General features: G+C 67.4%; 2 protein-coding genes. Both read left to right on the forward strand.

Annotated features, from left to right (window positions below):
* On the forward strand, window positions 1-1,348 hold a 1,348-nt coding region (locus tag DIE06_RS37600), incomplete at its 5' end, for a circularly permuted type 2 ATP-grasp protein (RefSeq protein WP_148094382.1).
* A gap of 65 nt (window positions 1,349-1,413) precedes the next feature.
* On the forward strand, window positions 1,414-1,992 hold a 579-nt coding region (locus tag DIE06_RS37605; RefSeq protein ID WP_173938475.1), incomplete at its 3' end, for an alpha-E domain-containing protein.

A 1,992-nucleotide genomic window follows, 5' to 3' on the forward strand; every position in this document is an offset into this window, starting at 1 on the left:
GTGGCTCGATACGCAGAACCCTGCAAGCCTCGCCCAGAAGGCCCACGATGCGGAAGGTGTGTTCCGCAGGACAGGCATCACGTTCGCCGTGTACGGCGACGCGCAGGCCGCCGAGCGGTTGATTCCGTTCGATATCGTGCCGCGGATCATTTCGGGCGCGGAATGGAGCCGGCTGTCGCTCGGCATCGAGCAGCGCGTGATGGCGCTCAACGCGTTCCTCGACGACATCTATCACCGCCAGGAGATCGTGCGCGCGGGCATCGTGCCGAAGCACCTGATCGCGCACAACGAGGCGTTCATCCCGGAGATGATCGATTTCCGGCCGCCCGGGAACGTTTACACGCACATCATCGGTGTCGACATCGTGCGCACCGGCGAGAACGAGTTCTACGTGCTGGAGGACAACGCGCGCACGCCGTCGGGCGTGTCGTACATGCTGGAAAACCGCGAGACGATGATGCAGCTCTTCCCCGAGCTGTTCCAGCAGGTCAAGGTGCGCCCGGTCGAGACCTATCCGCAGATGCTGCGGCAGTCGCTCGCGGCCGTGTGCCCGCCGGGCGGGAATGCCGACAACCCGACCATCGCCGTGCTCACGCCCGGCATCCACAATTCCGCGTACTACGAACATTCGTTCCTCGCCGACCAGATGGGCGTGCACCTCGTCGAGGGCAGCGACCTGCAGGTGGTCGACGGGCGCGTCGCGATGCGCACCACCGAAGGCTTCCGGTCGATCGACGTGCTGTACCGCCGCGTCGACGACGCGTTCCTCGATCCGCTCACGTTCCGCCCCGATTCGGTGCTCGGCGTGGCCGGGATCATGGACGTCTACCGCGCCGGCAACATCACGATCGCGAACGCGCCCGGCACCGGCATCGCCGACGACAAGGCGATCTACTCGTACATGCCGGAGATCGTCGAGTTCTACACGGGCCGCAAGGCGCTGCTGGAGAACGTGCCGACCTGGCGCTGCGGCGAGGCCGACAGCCTGAAATACGTGCTCGACCATCTCGACGAACTGGTCGTGAAGGAAGTGCACGGCTCGGGCGGCTACGGGATGCTGGTCGGGCCGTGCGCCTCGAAGGCGGAACTCGAGGCGTTCGCCGCGAAGCTGCGCGCGCGGCCCGCGAACTACATCGCGCAACCCACGCTGGCGTTGTCCACGACGCCGATCCTGACCGAAGCCGGCCTCGCGCCGCGCCACGTCGACCTGCGGCCGTTCGTGCTGGTGTCGGACCGGATCCGGATCACGCCGGGCGGGCTCACGCGCGTCGCGCTGCAGGAAGGATCGCTGGTCGTCAACTCGAGCCAGGGCGGCGGCACCAAGGACACCTGGGTGCTGGCCGACTGAGCCGGGCACGACCGCGCGCGCCGCAAGCCGGCGCGCGAACCGAACGAAGACGGAGTGGACACGAGATGCTTCTGGGACGAACTGCGAGCGGTCTTTACTGGATGTACCGCTATATCGAGCGCGCGGAGAACATTGCGCGCATCGTCGATGCCGGGCTGCGGATGGCGCTCACGCGCACGTCGGATGCGCCGGCCGAATGGTCGTCGGTGCTGGTCAGCTCGGGCGCGGACGACGGCTATCGTCAGAAGTACGACGCGTATGCCGCCGATACCGTGACCGACTACCTGCTGCGCGACCGCGACAACCCGTCGAGCGTGCTGTCGTGCATCGAGGCGGCGCGCTCGAACGCGCGGATGGTGCGCACGGCGCTCACGCGCGAGGCGTGGGAGAGCGTGAACGGCGCATGGCTCGCGCTGCGCCGCGCGCTCGCGCAGCCGGTGCCGGAGAGCGGGCTGCCGGCGGTGCTGGACGAAGTGAAGCGCGAAACCGCGCTGATCCTCGGCAGCTTCTACAGCACGATGCTGCGCAACGAGATCTTCGATTTCGCGCAGATCGGCGCGTTCGTCGAGCGGGCGGACAACACCGCGCGCATCATCGACGTGAAATACCACCTGCTGCTGCCGTCGGTGTCGCACGTCGGCACG

The organism is Burkholderia sp. Bp8998 (genome assembly GCF_003854235.1).
Lineage (GTDB): Bacteria > Pseudomonadota > Gammaproteobacteria > Burkholderiales > Burkholderiaceae > Burkholderia.